The organism is Polynucleobacter campilacus, from assembly GCF_002206625.1.
GTDB classification, from domain to species: domain Bacteria; phylum Pseudomonadota; class Gammaproteobacteria; order Burkholderiales; family Burkholderiaceae; genus Polynucleobacter; species Polynucleobacter campilacus.
In genome coordinates, this window is the sequence record NZ_NGUP01000003.1 from 133,843 (window position 1) to 150,792 (window position 16,950).

19 protein-coding genes are annotated in these 16,950 nt (G+C 45.4%); 3 read left to right on the forward strand and 16 right to left on the reverse strand.

Annotated features, from left to right (window positions below; translation table 11 throughout):
- Window positions 1-208 precede the first annotated feature (208 nt).
- Window positions 209-649 (forward strand): tautomerase family protein, encoded by a 441-nt coding sequence (locus CBI31_RS04105; RefSeq protein WP_088525151.1) that lies wholly within the window; start codon window positions 209-211, stop codon window positions 647-649.
- A gap of 177 nt (window positions 650-826) precedes the next feature.
- Here the strand turns inward: CBI31_RS04105 and trpB are convergent, their stop codons facing one another.
- The 16 genes from trpB to CBI31_RS04185 form a co-directional block, all read right to left on the reverse strand.
- The gene (trpB, locus tag CBI31_RS04110; protein WP_088525152.1) at window positions 827-2,020 is read right to left on the reverse strand and encodes a tryptophan synthase subunit beta; all 1,194 of its coding nucleotides are present in this window, start codon (window positions 2,018-2,020) and stop codon (window positions 827-829) included.
- Between the two features lie 30 nt (window positions 2,021-2,050).
- Window positions 2,051-2,728, reverse strand: coding sequence for a phosphoribosylanthranilate isomerase (locus CBI31_RS04115; protein ID WP_088525153.1), 678 nt, complete (start codon window positions 2,726-2,728; stop codon window positions 2,051-2,053).
- Window positions 2,729-2,745: 17 nt separating this feature from the next.
- Window positions 2,746-3,573 (reverse strand): tRNA pseudouridine(38-40) synthase TruA, encoded by an 828-nt coding sequence (truA, locus tag CBI31_RS04120; RefSeq protein WP_088525154.1) that lies wholly within the window; start codon window positions 3,571-3,573, stop codon window positions 2,746-2,748.
- Between the two features lie 18 nt (window positions 3,574-3,591).
- Window positions 3,592-4,881 carry a FimV/HubP family polar landmark protein gene (locus CBI31_RS04125; RefSeq protein ID WP_240553725.1) on the reverse strand — a complete coding sequence of 430 codons (1,290 nt, stop codon included), beginning with the start codon at window positions 4,879-4,881 and terminating at the stop codon, window positions 3,592-3,594.
- Window positions 4,882-4,981: 100 nt separating this feature from the next.
- Complete coding sequence (asd, locus tag CBI31_RS04130) at window positions 4,982-6,139, reverse strand: aspartate-semialdehyde dehydrogenase (RefSeq protein ID WP_088525155.1); 1,158 nt, start codon at window positions 6,137-6,139, stop codon at window positions 4,982-4,984.
- 32 nt (window positions 6,140-6,171) lie between these two features.
- On the reverse strand, window positions 6,172-7,242 hold the full coding sequence (leuB, locus tag CBI31_RS04135) for a 3-isopropylmalate dehydrogenase (protein WP_088525156.1): 1,071 nt from the start codon (window positions 7,240-7,242) through the stop codon (window positions 6,172-6,174).
- Between the two features lie 21 nt (window positions 7,243-7,263).
- Entirely contained in the window at window positions 7,264-7,911 is a 648-nt protein-coding gene (leuD, locus tag CBI31_RS04140; RefSeq protein ID WP_088525157.1) for a 3-isopropylmalate dehydratase small subunit, read from the reverse strand.
- 23 nt (window positions 7,912-7,934) lie between these two features.
- Window positions 7,935-8,150, reverse strand: a complete 216-nt coding sequence (locus tag CBI31_RS04145) for a hypothetical protein (RefSeq protein ID WP_088525158.1) — start codon at window positions 8,148-8,150, stop codon at window positions 7,935-7,937.
- A gap of 12 nt (window positions 8,151-8,162) precedes the next feature.
- On the reverse strand, window positions 8,163-9,572 hold the full coding sequence (gene leuC / locus CBI31_RS04150; protein WP_088525159.1) for a 3-isopropylmalate dehydratase large subunit: 1,410 nt from the start codon (window positions 9,570-9,572) through the stop codon (window positions 8,163-8,165).
- A gap of 18 nt (window positions 9,573-9,590) precedes the next feature.
- Window positions 9,591-10,904: a citrate synthase gene (gltA, locus tag CBI31_RS04155; protein WP_088525160.1), complete on the reverse strand. Its 1,314-nt coding sequence runs from the start codon at window positions 10,902-10,904 to the stop codon at window positions 9,591-9,593.
- A 56-nt stretch (window positions 10,905-10,960) separates the two neighbouring features.
- Window positions 10,961-11,230: a succinate dehydrogenase assembly factor 2 gene (locus CBI31_RS04160; RefSeq protein WP_088525161.1), complete on the reverse strand. Its 270-nt coding sequence runs from the start codon at window positions 11,228-11,230 to the stop codon at window positions 10,961-10,963.
- Window positions 11,227-11,931 carry a succinate dehydrogenase iron-sulfur subunit gene (locus tag CBI31_RS04165; RefSeq protein WP_088525162.1) on the reverse strand — a complete coding sequence of 235 codons (705 nt, stop codon included), beginning with the start codon at window positions 11,929-11,931 and terminating at the stop codon, window positions 11,227-11,229. The genes CBI31_RS04160 and CBI31_RS04165 overlap by 4 nt, the downstream gene beginning before the upstream one ends.
- Before the next feature lie 16 nt (window positions 11,932-11,947).
- The gene (gene sdhA, locus CBI31_RS04170) at window positions 11,948-13,726 is read right to left on the reverse strand and encodes a succinate dehydrogenase flavoprotein subunit (protein ID WP_088525163.1); all 1,779 of its coding nucleotides are present in this window, start codon (window positions 13,724-13,726) and stop codon (window positions 11,948-11,950) included.
- A gap of 4 nt (window positions 13,727-13,730) precedes the next feature.
- Entirely contained in the window at window positions 13,731-14,096 is a 366-nt protein-coding gene (gene sdhD / locus CBI31_RS04175; RefSeq protein ID WP_088525164.1) for a succinate dehydrogenase, hydrophobic membrane anchor protein, read from the reverse strand.
- Between the two features lie 24 nt (window positions 14,097-14,120).
- A complete protein-coding gene (sdhC, locus tag CBI31_RS04180) occupies window positions 14,121-14,540 on the reverse strand; it encodes a succinate dehydrogenase, cytochrome b556 subunit (protein WP_088525165.1) in 420 nt (139 codons plus the stop codon).
- A 131-nt stretch (window positions 14,541-14,671) separates the two neighbouring features.
- Window positions 14,672-15,409 carry a GntR family transcriptional regulator gene (locus tag CBI31_RS04185; protein WP_088525166.1) on the reverse strand — a complete coding sequence of 246 codons (738 nt, stop codon included), beginning with the start codon at window positions 15,407-15,409 and terminating at the stop codon, window positions 14,672-14,674.
- Between the two features lie 149 nt (window positions 15,410-15,558).
- Here CBI31_RS04185 and CBI31_RS04190 point away from each other — a divergent pair, with 149 nt between their 5' ends.
- A complete protein-coding gene (locus CBI31_RS04190) occupies window positions 15,559-16,548 on the forward strand; it encodes a malate dehydrogenase (protein ID WP_088525167.1) in 990 nt (329 codons plus the stop codon).
- Between the two features lie 13 nt (window positions 16,549-16,561).
- Window positions 16,562-16,936, forward strand: a complete 375-nt coding sequence (locus tag CBI31_RS04195) for a hypothetical protein (protein ID WP_088525168.1) — start codon at window positions 16,562-16,564, stop codon at window positions 16,934-16,936.
- Window positions 16,937-16,950: the final 14 nt, after the last annotated feature.

Sequence of the window (16,950 nt, forward strand, 5' to 3'; positions counted from 1 at the left end):
ACAGGTATCTTAATGGGGCAATCAATGATTCTGATATGTTCTAGTCGTTAACTAAACTATTGATTTAGCTCATTTTTAGGGGGTCCAAGGCTTAATTCGTAACTTCGATTCGTGCTGGGCAGGCCAAAACTGATATTTAGACCCTGCATGTAATAAACATTTAATAAAAGGAAACTAAGATTCAAGATTATCTTGTTTAGGGACTTAGATGGCTACATACAGTATCTACTACGCAGGTGTATCTTTAAATACCCACCAAAAATTCACTCTAGCACAAGAAGTTACCAAGATTCATGCTGATGTCACTGGTGCTGAGGCTTATTTTGCTCAAGTCATCTTTAAAGAGCTTGATCTTCATGATTGTTTTATAGGTGGAGTTTTACTTGATCAGCCCCATATCTTTTTAAGTGGTCAGATTCGACTTGGACGTAGTGAGCAGATCAAAAAGCAATTACTTGTTGAGATTGAAATTGCGATTCAGATAACTACTAAGCTTTCTAGCCATCAAATATGGGCGTATCTCGATGAACTTACACCATCTCTAATGATTGAGTATGGACAAATTTTGCCATCCGTGGGTAACGATAAAGCTTGGTTTTCAACCCTGCCAGATTCCATACAAAAAAAGTTAACTCTGCTTAGTTCCTAGTCTTATAAGAAAAAAGCTCAACTAGTGGAAATTGGAACATTGCTAACCAATTACGTTGCACAAACATCTGTTCTTTAAAGTAAGTAGCCGGTGTTGGCGGCGTGAGCTTTAGATTAGCTTCTGAATCACCCATCATATTGCGCGGAACTAAGCCATGATTTTTGACATAAGAGTTGCTTAACCTTCGGAGCCGGTTGCTTGCGCAACGGTATGCATATCTTTATCACCGCGGCCAGAGAGGTTTACCAGAATAGTCTTTTCTTTTGGTAAAGTCTTGGCCAGCTTGCAGGCATAAGCAATCGCATGAGCTGACTCTAGCGCAGGAATAATGCCTTCAATTTGGCAGCAATCATGGAAGGCCTTGAGTGCTTCTTCATCAGTAATGGCAACATAGTCAGCGCGACCAGAATCTTTTAACCAAGCATGCTCGGGACCAACACCGGGATAGTCCATTCCAGCTGAGACAGAATGCGTTTCAGAAATCTGGCCGTTCTCATCTTGCAATAAGTAAGTGCGATTGCCATGCAATACGCCGGGCTTACCAACACACAGTGCAGCCGAATGCAAACCGCTACCAAGTCCATGTCCTGCAGCTTCTACACCAACTAACTTTACTTCTGGGAAATCAATGTAAGGATAAAAAATACCCATGGCATTTGAGCCCCCGCCAACGCAAGCTAAAACGTAGTCTGGCTGTCGCCCAGTCATCTCAGGCATTTGTACTTTGCACTCTTCACCAATTACACTCTGAAAGTCTCTGACCATCATAGGATAAGGGTGCGGCCCTGCTACGGTGCCAATGATGTAGAAAGTGTTCTCTACATTAGTAACCCAATCGCGCATCGCTTCATTGAGTGCATCTTTTAATGTTTTCGTTCCTGATTCCACAGGAACTACTTTGGCGCCAAGTAATTTCATGCGGTAGACGTTTTGTGCCTGACGAGCTACATCCACAGAGCCTTGATATACCGTACAGTCCAGACCAAAGCGTGCACAAATGGTTGCAGTAGCAACACCGTGCTGCCCTGCGCCTGTCTCGGCAATAATGCGTGGCTTACCCATGCGCTTAGCCAGCATCGCTTGACCAATCACATTGTTGATCTTATGTGCACCCGTATGGTTTAAGTCTTCGCGCTTGAGATAGATTTGCGCTCCACCCAGCATTTCACTCCAACGTTTAGCGTGATAAACCGGTGATGGTCTACCTACAAAGTGTTTAAGTTCGTAATGGAACTCTTCAATGAACTCTGGATCGTTTTGATATTTAGCGTAGGCTTCTTTGAGCTCATCCAATGCAAACATCAATGTCTCAGAAACAAACACGCCGCCGTAAGGACCAAAGTGTCCTCGTGCATCTGGCTTGTCGTACATAGCTACCTCTTTTGATTTATCTACAGCAAATTATTGGGATGATGATTTCTCATCTGCCGCGCGCACTGCTTTTACAAATTCAGCCATGAGCGCAGGATCTTTAACACCCCTGCTGCTTTCAACGCCACTAGAGACGTCAACCGCGCAAGGATGCAGGCGAGCAATCGCCTCGCCCACGTTGTGCGTGTTCAATCCACCACTCAAAACGACCCGAGGCGCGTTTTCGCTTACCCATGTCTGTGGAATTCCTTGCCAATCAAAAGGAACGCCTCCGCCACCATAACCCTCGACGAGGGCATCCAGCAGAAAAGCGTTTGCTTGCCTATATTGTAGGGAAAATTCGCTAAACGCGAAGTCTTGGCCCACACGGGCCGCTTTTATCCAAGGCTGGCCATCTGAAAGCTGGATACAGCGTTCTGGGGTCTCATCCCCATGAAACTGCCATACAGTGATTGGGGCGCTTGCCTTAATTGCGGCAAATTCCGCATCCGTGGCATTTACGACTAATCCTACGGAATCTACCCCTGCTGGGAGCCTGGAAATAAGCTGAGCGGCCACATTTGGGCTTACTGCACGCACACTTGGGGGGTAAAAGACAAAGCCGACCGCATCAACCCCGGCAGCAACAGCCGCGTCAACACCTTCAGAGGTCTTTAAACCGCAAATTTTGACTCGGGTTCGCCCAGAAGAGAATGTCAATAAGCCCATAAATGAATGATAAGGCCTCAGAGCTTTGTGATTTGGGAGGGCAGCCAGGAGTTTTGAAGCCATGGGGCTGGAATACCAAATTCATCTGGGTAAGCAATTTTGGCCAAGTAGAGGCCATCAGGCATAAAAGTGGGCGCCGCAATTCGCCTATCTTTGGCAGCCAAAACTGCAGTCATCCATTCTGGTTTTTGCCTGCCCTGCCCAATTTGCAGAAAGCATCCCACTAAATTGCGCACCATATGATGCAAGAAAGCATTACCGCAAATCCGAAAATACAACCATGGCCCATCAGAAACAATGTCTATGGCATAGATTGTTTTAACCGGTGTCTTACTCTGACACTCTGATGATCTAAAAGAGCTGAAGTCATGTTCGCCAATTAAGCACTCAGCAGAATTCTTCATTGCAGCAACATCAAGCTGCTGATGAGGGGGTAACATTAAATAGCCTGCACGGGAATGCACCATTGGTATCCGACATGGTCCAATATGCATGGCATAAACATAAGTACGCTCAAATGCGGAGAATCGAGCGCTGAAAGTATCGGGAACGGGTTTGGCCCAATTGACAACAATCGATGGGGGCAAAAATGAATTTACTCCTCGAACCCATGAGAAATCCTCGCGCTGAACATTGGTATCAAAGTGAATGACCTGCCCTAGTGCATGGACACCAGTATCTGTTCTACCTGCAGCAATCGTTTTAATCGGACCGTCTTTACAAGAATCTCCAACAAAAGCTGAAATTGCTTTTTCCAGCCCATCTTGTACTGAATTTTGATTTACTTGTGTTTGCCAGCCAGAATATAGACTACCATCGTATTGAAGACCCAAGGCTATCCGCATCGAGATACCCTCATCATGCTAGACATTGCGGTTTAATAGCTCCGCTAGTAGACCCTGAGCCTCTACCGTGATGGTAGGGTCTACTGAATTACTAGCTTGCAAGACCTCATCCAAAGATTTTTTGGCGGCAGAGAAATCTTCGATCGTGATGTAAGCCCGAGCCAGATTTAATTTAACACGAAGGGTATCTGCCAAAGGATTTGAAATAGCGGAAGGATCTACTTGAGAGACTACTGCCGGCTTAGCAAGATCCAAATCAATGCCGGCAAAAAGCGCTTTGGTGCGCTCAGGCACTTCAAAATTAGTACTAGTCGACTTATCTGACGCATACTCCTCATGATTGTCTGACTCAATAAAGTTTGTAGGTTCTGAGCGGCGGGCATTGCGAGCAAAACCCCATAGCAATAAACCAGTCAAAGCAATAAGGCCAATAGCCAATATAGCTGGGCCAAATCCACCTAATCCAAAATTATTCTCAAACGCTTTTTTCTCCTTTGATTTATCTAAGAGACGCTTCAGATCTGCAATATTATTTTCTAGCTCAGCAACACGCGATTTAGCAAACTCCAATTGTTTTTCCTGAGCAACTAACTCTTCTGTATAGCGGCGTTCTTGTTCATCGCTATCGGCGCTAGAGCCAATCTTGAGTCGATCTTTTGGCGTAATCTCTTTAGCCTTAGAATTGCTAGACTTAGATTGGCCTTGCAATTGATTAGCATCCCGCTCTGCACGCCACTCTGCATTAGCCTCAGCCACGAACTGAGTCGCCTCAACTGGGTTGATTGAACGTAACAGCGCTTGACTTGGTTTATTTAATTCTGCGCCAACAATCAACTTATTAATGCTGCCACTAGCAAATGCATCTGGATTTGCTTTAAATAATGCCAACATAGTTTGGTCCAAAGTAGCACCATCCAAACGTGGCGCCAAAATAGTGGCAACTAGAGAGAGGCTTTGACCAGACTTGACGACTATCTTCTGAGCATCACCCAGAAGTAAGGTATATATTTTAGTCAAACTTCCACTAGACCAATTGAGGTTCACCAAGACATCTAAGAAAGGGTTATCTGTAATTGGTACAGAATTCACCGATTCTACTAGGATCATCAACTGATCTTGGCGATTGCGATACACCATTGCCTGCGGGTTGAGCTCTAAAATATTTTGAGGAATGCCAAGGCGCTCATATACAGACTTACCAGGTAAAACAACAGTCAGACTAGATAAGGCTGTCTGCTCATTTTGGCTAAACCGAATTGGGATCTCAACTCGAAGAGGCTCACCAGATTGCGATAATAATTGTGGCAATCCTAAATTGATTGCTCCAGCCGCAGAGGACCAGCCTATAAACAAAAAGTAAAATACTTTTAGTAGGTTTGATTTACTGAGACATGGCATCATTTTGATGTTACTCTTCAAGCAAAATTCTGAGCATACGGCGTAATGGTTCAGCTGCGCCCCACAACAGTTGATCGCCGACAGTAAATGCACCTAAATAGTCTGGGCCCATCGCCAATTTATGCAGACGGCCGATTGGTACAGTCATAGTGCCGCTCACTGCCGCTGGTGATAATTCACGTTCAGTGGTTTCACGATCATTCGGAATAACTTTAACCCACTGGTTATCGTTCGCCAAAAGAGCTTCAATTTCCTTCAGTGGAATATCTTTCTTCAACTTCACTGTTAACCCTTGTGAGTGGCAACGCATGGCGCCAACGCGCACACAAATACCATCGATAGGAATGCTGCCTGGAGTGCGAAAGGCAGGACGCCCAAGAATCTTATTGAACTCAGAACCGCCCTTCCACTCTTCTTTTGTTTGACCATTCTCTACTGGTACATCGATCCATGGAATCACGCTACCGGCTAAGGCAGTATTGCGGAAATTTTCCTTCGGAAAATTTGGCGAACGTAGTGTCTCGGTGACCTTGCGATCAATATCCAAAATTGAAGATGAAGGATTGGCTAATTCAGTAGCGACGCTGTCACGCAAAGCGCCCATTTGTAGAAGCAATTCGCGCATATTCTGCGCTCCAGCACCAGATGCCGCTTGATAAGTCATAGCACTGATCCACTCGACCATATCAGCCTTCACCAAACCACCCATTGCCATCATCATCAAGCTTACAGTGCAATTAGCGCCAATCCAGTTCTTGCCTCCAGCGGCCAATGCCTTATCAATCACGGAGCGGTTTAAGGGATCTAGGACCAATACAGCATCCTCTTTCATGCGCAGTGCGCTAGCTGCATCAATCCAGTGGCCATTCCAACCCGCAGCACGCAGCTTTGGGAAAATATCGTTGGTATAGTCGCCACCCTGGCAAGTAAGGATGATGTCGCAGCGTGACAAGGCCTTGATGTCATTCGCATCTTGTAAAGCGCTTTCGCTTTTGGTGACTTTTTTACCATTCATCAATGGCACTTCACCGCCTGCTTGGCTGGTACTAAAAAATACTGGCTCAATCAAGTCAAAATCTTTTTCAGCCAACATTCTATCTATGAGAACACTGCCGACCATGCCGCGCCAGCCAACTAAACCAACCAATGGTGTTTTTGTATTTGCCATGATGAACTATTTAATCAATTTTCAATTTCGTTTTATGAAAGTGCTGCGACTACTGCATCACCCATTTGTACAGTGGATACCTTTTGGGTGCCCGCGGTATAAATATCGGCAGTACGCAAACCTTGCGCTAATACTTTTTGCACTGCCTTTTCAATTCGATCAGCTTGGGCGGGCATTCCCAAGGAATAACGTAGCATCATTGCTGCCGACAGAATGGTCGCCAAAGGATTAGCAATGCCTTTACCGGCAATATCCGGCGCTGAACCATGACTTGGTTCATATAGGCCTTTGTTGTTCTTATCTAAAGATGCGGACGGCAACATACCAATTGAGCCAGTCAGCATTGCAGCCTCATCAGACAGAATGTCGCCAAACAGATTACCTGTCACCACTACATCAAATGCCTTAGGAGCCTTTACTAGCTGCATTGCCGCGTTATCCACATACATGTGGGATAACTCTACGTCTGGATACTCTTGGGAGACCCGAATCATGACCTCACGCCAAAGCTGTGATGTTTCTAAAACATTTGCCTTATCAACGCTGCAGACTTTTTTGCTACGCTTGCGCGCCGCTTCAAAGGCAACGTGAGCAATGCGCTCCACTTCTGGCTCGCTGTAGTGCATGGTGTCAAAACCTTCACGTGCGCCCTTAAATAATGGCAACTCTGAAGTACGAATACCACGGGGTTGACCAAAATAGATATCGCCATTCAGTTCACGCACGATCAAAATATCGAGTCCACCAATAATTTCCGGCTTTAGACTAGAGGCAGACGTCAGCTCTGCATAGCAAATCGCTGGCCTGAAATTAGCAAATAACTCTAAGTGTTTGCGTAAGCCTAGGATGGCCTGCTCTGGACGCAGTTCGCGAGCAAGCGTGTCATATTTCCAATCCCCCACCGCACCAAACAAAATAGCATCTGCTTTTTTAGCTAACTCAAGAGTTGCTGGCGGCAATGGATGGCCTGCCACATCATAAGCAGCGCCACCTACGGGAGCCTCTTCCAGATCAAAGTTTGGGCCGAGTGCTTTAAGTACTCGAACGGCTTGAGCAACGATTTCCGGGCCGATACCATCGCCCGGTAGAACTGCAATTTTCATGAAAGGCCTTTAAATCTTAAATTACGGCAATTGTGTCGCAAGCCAGGGCATTTTGAGAATGCGCTCAGCTTCATAAGCCTTGATTTTATCTGCATGGCGCAGAGTTAAGCCAATATCGTCCAGACCATTAAGAAGGCAATACTTTCTGAATGGGGCTACTTCAAAGCTATAGGCAGTGCCATCAGGGGTCATGACCTGCTGAGCTTCTAGGTCAACTGTCAACTGGTAACCACTAAATGCCAAGGTTTCGTTGAATAAGTGGTCTACCTGTAATTCGGTCAAAACAATGGGTAGAAGGCCATTTTTGAAGCAGTTATTGTAAAAAATGTCGGCAAAGCTAGGTGCAATCACCGCCCTAAAGCCAAATTGATCAAGCGCCCAAGGCGCATGTTCACGCGAACTGCCACAACCAAAGTTCTTACGAGCCAGCAAAATGCCTGCGCCTTTATATCGGGCTTGGTTGAGAATGAAATCGGGATTGATTGGGCGGTTGCTGCAATCCTGTCCTGGTTCACCATGGTCTAAGTAACGCCACTCATCAAATAGATTTTGACCAAAACCAGTCTTCTTAATCGATTTCAAAAACTGTTTCGGGATGATGGCGTCAGTATCAACGTTCTCACGATTGAGTGGAGCAACTAAACCTTTATATACCGTAAATTTATCCATGATTCTAAATTGGCTCTTGATGGTTACTTCACTGGGGTAACGATAACGTCTTTACCCTTAGTTTGAGACTGATTATTCTGCGGACTATTCTGCGGACTACCAGAGCTTTCCATTGACTTGCCCATAGTCTGCAAATCCTTGCCCATGCCTTCCATAGTATTGCTGCAAGCAGCAATTGCTAAACCGGCAATAGCAACAATAGTCAGTCTCGTGATTAAAGATACTGGGGAGAATTTCATTTCAGATTACCTTTATGAAATCTTACGAATGTCAACAAAATGTCCTTCAATCGCAGCAGCTGCAGCCATTGCAGGGCTCACTAAATGGGTTCTACCGCCGTTGCCCTGGCGCCCTTCAAAATTACGATTGGATGTAGAGGCGCAGCGCTCGCCTGGCTCAAGGCGATCAGCGTTCATTGCCAAGCACATAGAGCAACCCGGTTCACGCCATTCAAAACCAGCGGCCTTGAAGATGCGGTCCAAACCTTCACGCTCTGCCTGGGCTTTCACTAAACCTGATCCAGGAACAACTAGCGCTAACTTCACATTAGAGGCTACTTTCTTGCCAAGGCGATCAACCACCTTAGCTGCTGCGCGCATATCTTCTATGCGGCTATTAGTGCAAGAGCCGATAAATACTTTATCCACTGAGATGCTGCTCAGTGGTGTATTGGGAATCAAGTTCATATACTCCAGAGCGCGCTCCATTGCAGAACGTTTACTAGGATCGCGCTCTTTTTCTGGGTCAGGAACAGATTCGCCAATAGCAAGCACCATTTCTGGTGAAGTTCCCCAAGTAACTTGAGGAGCAATTTCTTCAGCGCGCAATTCGACTACTACATCAAACTTAGCATCCGCATCAGAGTGCAAAGTTCTCCAATATTGCATGGCCTGCAATAACCCTGGTCCCTTAGGAGAGTATGGACGACCTTGAATATATTCAATCGTGGTTTCATCTACAGCAACTAGGCCAGATCTTGCGCCAGCTTCAATTGCCATATTGCAGAGAGTCATGCGACCTTCCATCGAAAGATTGCGGATGGCCTCACCGGCAAACTCAATAGTGGAACCCGTACCGCCGGCTGTGCCAATCTTTCCAATGACAGCAAGCACGATGTCTTTAGCAGTAGAGCCAGGCTGTAAACGGCCATCTACTTTGACCAGCATATTCTTACTCTTTTTCATGAGCAAAGTTTGGGTTGCTAATACATGCTCAACTTCAGAGGTACCAATACCAAAGGCCAAGGCACCAAATGCACCATGCGTACTAGTATGAGAATCACCGCACACCACAGTCATGCCAGGTAAAGTTGCGCCCTGCTCTGGCCCAATGACATGAACAATCCCCTGGCGAGCATCATTCATTTTGTACTGAGTAATACCAAAGGCATCACAGTTTTGATCCAAGGTATCTACTTGTAATTTTGAAATGGGATCAGTAATACCTTCAGAGCGATCAGTTGTTGGTACGTTGTGATCCGAGACTGCTAAATTGGCAGAAATACGCCAGACCGGACGTCCAGCCAAGTTCAATCCTTCAAATGCTTGAGGACTAGTTACCTCATGCAAGAGATGACGATCAATATAGATCGTCGCTGTGCCATCTTCTTCAGAGTAAACAACGTGGTCATCCCACAATTTGTCATAAAGCGTACGAGACATAAGCAGCCTTAAATCCTTTTACTTGCGAACCGAGAGGTCCGGAACCTTGCGGGTAGTTTCACCAACATACAACTGACGTGGACGGCCAATCTTGTACTCAGAATCAGTAATCATTTCTTCCCACTGAGCAATCCAACCAACTGTTCTTGCTAAAGCAAAAATACAGGTAAACATATCCGTTGGGATACCAAGCGCACGCTGAACAATTCCTGAGTAGAAGTCTACGTTTGGATACAGTTTACGACTAACGAAATATTCGTCTTCTAAAGCAATTTTTTCAAGTGTCATTGCCAATTTGAATAAAGGATCATCTTCTAGGCCCAATTCATTCAATACTTCGTAGCAAGTCTCACGCATCAACTTTGCACGTGGATCAAAGTTTTTATATACACGATGGCCAAAGCCCATCAAACGAACGCTAGAGTTTTTATCCTTCACCTGAGCAATGAATTGATGAATATTATCAACGCCACCATTTGCCTGAATGTCATTCAACATTTGCAAACAAGCTTCGTTTGCTCCACCGTGAGCTGGACCCCAGAGGCATGCGATACCAGCAGAAATGGCAGCGAATGGATTAGTGCCAGAAGATCCGCACAAACGCACCGTGGATGTAGAAGCATTTTGCTCATGGTCTGCATGCAATATGAAGATGCGATCTAAAGCGCGTACTAATACTGGATTGACTTTGTACTCTTCACATGGCGTTGCAAACATCATGCGCATAAAGTTAGCGGTGTAAGACAAAGAGTTATCTGGATAAATAAATGGCTGACCTATAGAGTACTTATAAGACATAGCTACCAGAGTTGGCATCTTTGCAACCAAACGAATTTGCGCTACTTCACGAGCGTATGGATCGGTGTAATCAATCTTGTCATGGTAGAAGGCAGCCATTGCGCCAACTAAACCAGTCAATACAGACATTGGATGCGCATCACGACGGAAACCACGTAAGAAGAATTGCATTTGCTCATGAACCATTGTGTGGTGCATGACCATATTTTCAAAATCTTTTTTCTCTTTTGCGTTTGGCAAATTGCCATTAATTAAGAGATAACAAACTTCCAAGAAGTCACAGATATTCGCCAGATCTTCAATTGGATAGCCGCGATACAGTAACTCACCCTTATCGCCATCGATATAGGTGATTTTGCTGTTACAAGAAGCGGTGGAAAGAAAACCTGAATCGTAAGTGAACTTACCGGTCTGACCATAGAGTTTACGAATATCGATGACATCAGGGCCCACAGTCCCTTTATAAATTGGCAGATCAATATCTGGAGTGCCATCCGAAAACGAAAGCTTTGCTTTGATGTCCGATTCAATCATTTCTAATCCTTAGTCATTCAAAATATTATTAATATGCTACCTACTCAAAAACTGAATTACTTTTCTCTCAACTTTTGTAAAACCATTTTGAAAGAGTCAGACTGCATCTCTTTCTCCAGCGCCGCTACAGAATCTTTACGGCCAATCAACAAATCCATCAGGTCATTGTCATCTAAAGCCAATAACTGACTCAAAACCTTTCCATCTTCTGCGCTTAATTGGGCGCCATAGCGCTCAAAAAAACGTTGCAGAATTAAATCATTCTCTAGTAAGCCTCTGCGAGCATCACTCTTGAGTCGATACAGCTCTGCATTATTCAGGGTCATACTGCCCTACGAACCATCAACTCCTTGATCTTGCCGATTGCCTTTGTTGGATTGAGGTGCTTAGGACATACATCTACGCAATTCATGATGGTATGACAACGGAACAAGCGGTACGGGTCCTCTAAGTTATCTAAACGCTGCGAGGTTTCTTCGTCACGGCTATCAGCAATAAAGCGATACGCCTGTAACAAACCTGCTGGGCCAACAAACTTATCCGGATTCCACCAGAAGGATGGACATGCGGTTGAGCAAGAGGCGCACAAAATGCACTCATACAAACCATTTAACTCTTCACGCTCTTCAGGACTTTGGAGGCGCTCTTTTTCTGGAGGAGGATTGTCATTTACCAAGTAAGGCTTGATAGACAGGTATTGCTTGAAGAACAAAGTCATATCAACAATCAAGTCACGCACTACCGGTAAGCCAGGCAATGGACGCAATGTGATGACCTTAGGCAAAGTCAACATATTAGTCAGACAAGCTAAGCCATTTTTACCGTTGATATTCATTGCGTCTGAACCGCACACACCTTCGCGGCATGAACGACGATAAGAAATCGTTTCGTCTTGCTTTTTTAAAGAGATCAAAGCATCTAGCAGCATACGCTCGCCAGTGAGCTCTAACTCATAGCGTTCCATGCGTGGAGCTGCATCGACGTCTGGATCGTAGCGGTAAATTTCAAATGTACGGATATCACTCATCTTCTATCTCTTTTACTTAAAAAGTACGTTCTTTTGGAGGCACTGAATCAACGGTTAATGGCTTTAACTGAACCGGCTTGTAATCCAAACGATTGCCCTCGCTATACCAAAGCGTATGCTTCATCCAATTGTCATCATCTCGATGCTGGTGATCATCGTGCGAATGGGCGCCACGACTTTCTTTACGAGCTGCTGCTGAAATCATTGTTGCATTGGCAGTCTCAACCAAGTTGGCCACTTCTAAAGCCTCAATGCGGGCGGTATTGAAAATTGCTGATTTATCTTTTACCCAGAGATGCTTAGCGCGCTCGGTCAACTTAGCCATTTGACGAACACCTTCATCCATTAACTCTTGATTGCGGAATACACCCGCATATTTCTGCATGGTTTTGCGGATGTCGTTTGCAACATCTTGCGCATACTCACCAGAAGTAGAGTTATCCAAAGCAGCAATACGGGCCATTGTTTGCTCGCCAGCATTGACAGGCAATGGTTTGAACTCTTGATTCTTCAGATTTAATCCAACAATGTGATTGCCAGCTGCACGGCCGAATACTAAAAGGTCAAGCAATGAGTTTGTGCCTAAGCGGTTTGCCCCATGCACAGAAACGCATGAGCACTCACCGATGGCATACAGACCATGAATGACTTCGTTGTGCTTGCCATTCGCTGGTACAACGACTTGACCATTGATATTCGTTGGAATACCACCCATTTGATAGTGAATGGTTGGTACAACGGGAATAGGCTCTTTGGTTACGTCAACGTTTGCAAAGTTAATCCCGATTTCATATACAGAAGGCAGGCGCTTCATAATCGTCTCAGCACCAATGTGTGTCAGGTCCAGTACTACATAGTCACCATTAGGGCCGCATCCGCGTCCTTCTTTAATTTCTTGATCCATGCAGCGAGAAATGAAATCCCTTGGCGCCAGGTCTTTATAGGTTGGTGCATAGCGTTCCATGAAACGCTCGCCATCTTTATTGCGCAAAATAGCGCCCTCACCACGACAACCTTCAGTCAACAATACGCCTGCACCAGCTACGCCAGTTGGGTGAAATTGCCAGAACTCCATGTCTTCCAATGGAATCCCTGCGCGAGCTGCAAGACCCATGCCATCACCGGTATTAATAAATGCGTTAGTTGATGCATCCCAAATACGCCCAGCACCACCAGTCGCCATCAAGATAACCTTTGCCTCAAGGATATACACCTGGCCCGTTTCCATTTCAAGGGCAGTAACACCAACAACATCACCCGCGTCATCACGAATCAAATCCAGCGCTAACCATTCAACAAAGAAGTTTGTTTTAGCGCGTACGTTACGTTGATACAAAGTGTGAAGCATCGCATGACCAGTTCGGTCAGCAGCGGCACAAGCACGCTGAACAGGCTTCTCACCATAGTTTGCAGTGTGGCCACCAAATGGGCGCTGATAAATCGTGCCGTCAGGGTTGCGATCAAATGGCATACCGTAATGCTCAAGCTCATAAACTGCTTTGGGCGCTTCACGACACATAAACTCGATGACGTCTTGATCACCCAACCAGTCAGAGCCTTTAATCGTGTCGTAAAAATGATAGTGCCAATTATCTTCACTCATATTGCCCAGTGAGGCACCGATACCGCCTTGCGCAGCAACGGTATGTGAACGCGTTGGAAATACTTTTGTTAGCACAGCAACATTGAGGCCAGCTTCTGCAAGCTGTAATGAAGCACGCATACCTGAGCCACCCGCACCAATAATCACCGCATCAAAACGGCGGCGGGGCAATGGTTTTTGAATCGCAGTCATCGAATTACACTTTCCACAAAATTTGTACCGCATAGGCTGCACAAGCCACGAGATAAAGCACGGTCAACACTTGCAGCGTTAAACGAATGCTGACGGGCTTGATGTAATCCATCCAGATATCACGTACACCAATCCAGGCGTGATAGAACAAACTGAACAAAGCCAAAAAGGTCAGGAGCTTCATGAACTGATTAGCAAACAAGGCAGACCAGCCTTCATAAGTTGCGCTACCAGTAATGCAATAGTCGACTAATAAAACAATCGTAAAGACCACCATCACAATCGCTGTTACGCGCTGGATGATCCACTCCTTAAGGCCGTAATGAGCGCCTACAACTAATCGTTTTGGTCCAATTTGATAAATGGGCATGAAATATCCTGAATATAGAAATGCTTAGTAAAAACCAAATAATTTAAGGCCGACTACTGCTGTTAAAGCCAAGCCAAGTAAAAGAACGATGATCGCTGAGCGATTGGCTTCAGACTTTTCGACACCGATCTCTAAATCGAGCAAGAGGTAGCGGATACCAGCACAGAAGTGGTGCAAGAACGACCAGATCAAGCCAAGGCAAATGATTTTTACAAGGATGTTGCCAGTGAAGGCTTGGAATTTTTGGTAGCTTAATTCAGAGGCTAGGCTCTGATCGAATAGATACAGAATGAATGGCAATAAGAGAAACAAGGCTGCCCCGCTAATGCGGTGAAGGATGGAAACTTTACCTGCCCAAGGAAGGCGATATTTAACCAGCTGAGCAAGACCAATGTTTCGATAAACTGGTCTCATTTTTTTTACATCTTGCTGTGCATCAACCATGGGTAATCTCTATGCGTATGTAAAGGTGTAATGTATTTTTGTTGTGTCGCAACATATTCTATTGGAAACCTTAATGGTGGTGAGGATTTTTAGTGTTTAAAAGCGATAAAGGGGGGTTTTAACGGATCTCTTTAGTTCAATTTATTCTCATAATGCTGCTCAGAAGTGTCATACCTAGCGTGCCGAATTTCTACTGGTTTATTCCCGTAGGTAAAGGCCACCCGCTCTACAGAAAGTAGGGGCGATCCAGCCGCTATTTGGAGATGGCCCGCTAAGACCCCATCAGCTGATATCGCTTTTATCTTTTCCTCCGCTCGCACCATATGCGTTGCGAATTGGCTCTCGTATAGGGCGTATACCGGACCATGCCAGGCATTCAGAGCATCGAGATCGAGGTCCTTAAAGCGGGTTGCAGGAAGCCAAATCTCTTCAAAAACAATGGGTTTGCCCGCAAAGCTCTGGACCCGATCAATTTGAATCACGGTGTCACCTGCCTTTAATTTAAGCAAATTGGCAATATGAGAGCTTGCTTTAGCCTTCAGGCAGGATAAAAATTGGCTAGTCAGCAGAAATTTCTCGCCAGAGTCTGGTGCTAAGCGTAAAAAACGGTATTGCCAGTCATCCTCCTGGTGGGTGGCCACAAAAGTGCCCTTCCCTTGGCGTCTGACCAATAGATTTTGGGCTGCCAACTCATCAATAGCCTTGCGTACGGTACCCTGGCTCACTGCATAGCGCGCAGCCAACTCCATTTCGCTAGGAATCACAGCCCCCGGAAGCCATTCAGCGGCTTGCAGGCTAGCCAAAATCATCACCTTAATCTGCTCGTAAAGCGGACTAAATGAGGCAACAGGCAAATTTACTTCTGACAAACCGACTCCAGTTCATATCAATTGGATAAAATTTAGGGTAATTCTAGTCTTATATAAGACGTCATTGATAGTGTAAAGCGAAAATCCATACACTTGAATGGATAATAGAAAAGTTTTGATTAATTAACCTTCCCTGGAGTTCTAAGTAAATGGCAAAAGCCCCAATGCGCGTCGCTGTAACCGGTGCAGCCGGTCAAATCGGATATTCCCTTCTATTCCGCATCGCCAATGGCGATATGCTGGGTAAAGATCAGCCCGTTATTCTTCAATTGCTCGAAATTCCAGACGAAAAAGCTCAAAAAGCCTTAGCGGGCGTCATGATGGAATTGGAAGACTGTGCATTCCCACTATTGGCTGGCATGACAGCCCACTCTGACCCAATGACCGCATTTAAAGATATCGATGTGGCCCTTTTGGTTGGTGCTCGTCCACGCGGTCCTGGCATGGAGCGCAAAGATTTACTCTCCGCGAATGCGCAAATTTTCACAGCTCAAGGTAAAGCCTTGAATGCAGTAGCCAAGAAAACGGTCAAGGTTTTGGTTGTTGGCAATCCAGCAAATACCAATGCTTACATCGCCATGAAGTCTGCTCCAGATATTCCTGCGAAGAACTTCACTGCAATGTTACGTCTGGATCACAATCGCGCGCTCTCGCAGTTAGCAAGCAAGTTAAACAAACCTGTTGCAGACATTGAAAAATTTGTTGTGTGGGGTAACCACAGTCCAACAATGTACCCAGACTATCGTTTTGCCACCATTGATGGCAAGTCAGTTAAAGATACGATTAACGATGCAGCCTGGAATAAAGATGTTCATATCCCAACAGTTGGTAAACGTGGCGCTGCCATCATTGAGGCGCGCGGCCTCTCATCTGCAGCCTCTGCAGCAAATGCCGCTATCGATCACATGCATGATTGGGTCCTGGGCACCAATGGCAAATGGGTTACTATGGGAATTGCTTCCAAGGGCGAATACGGTATACCATCTGAAGTGATTTATGGTTTCCCGGTAGTTTGCGAAAACGGTGAATACAAAATGATTGAAGGTTTAGAGATTGATGAATTCTCCCGTGAGCGCATGACTCATACCCTCAATGAATTGCTTGAAGAACAGGCTGGTGTGAAGCACTTACTTTCCTAAGGAAAATTGACCCATGAAAAAGAATCTTCTCACCATGAGCGTTGTACTTGCTAGTATTTTTTCCGCTGCGAATGTTAGCGCCAGTGAAGAAGTATTCACATGGTCTTGCAGCGAGAGTAAGCAGTTCAAAACTTCTGGCACTCTTGAGAAGATTCGCTTAACTTGGGAATCTAAGACTTATGACTTAGAGCGTCAAACTTCCTTGCCAGGCAGCTTGCGTTATAAAAACACAAACAGTGGTCACGACCTTGTAGTGTTGGGCAATAAAGCAATGTTGTTTAATATTAGAGCTGGCGTCAGACTGGCTGATTTCTGCCAAACCGCAGAAATGAAAGCCGGCAAGTTACCGCACTTGTTTGCTGGTGCGGAGCCCTTCGTACAGAATTAATTTCTCACATTGAA